The sequence below is a fragment of the Bacillus cereus group sp. N21 genome (assembly GCF_016483395.1).
Taxonomy (GTDB): domain Bacteria; phylum Bacillota; class Bacilli; order Bacillales; family Bacillaceae_G; genus Bacillus_A; species Bacillus_A pseudomycoides.
Genome location: NZ_JAEHBX010000407.1, coordinates 1 through 246, shown reverse-complemented (window position 1 = coordinate 246; position 246 = coordinate 1). Strand labels below are relative to the sequence as shown.

The following is a 246-nucleotide window of genomic DNA, read 5'->3' as shown; positions in this document are numbered from 1 at the left end:
GTGCAACAATTTCAACATCAGCAACTTGTGCACATGGTGAATGCTTTGTAGGATCTAAAACAGCAATTTTATATCCCATCTCCTTAGCTGCCAATGCCATCATTCTTCCAAGCTGGCCGCCTCCAATAATGCCGATTGTTTTTCCAGGTAAAATGATTCTCGTCATACTAGCTCACTACCTTCACGCACATCTTTTTCAATCGCTTCTCGTCTCAATTCCAATGCATCATGTATATCATCATGGAA

General features: G+C 41.1%; 1 protein-coding gene and 1 pseudogene. Both read right to left on the bottom strand.

Annotated elements, in window-relative coordinates; all coding sequences use genetic code 11:
* A partial coding sequence (locus JDS96_RS31420; RefSeq protein WP_242480047.1) for an NAD(P)-dependent oxidoreductase occupies positions 1–166 on the bottom strand: 166 nt, incomplete at its 3' end.
* Positions 163–246 (bottom strand): annotated as a pseudogene (locus JDS96_RS31415) (5-(carboxyamino)imidazole ribonucleotide mutase); the annotation flags it as partial. The pseudogene JDS96_RS31415 and the gene JDS96_RS31420, both read right to left, overlap by 4 nt.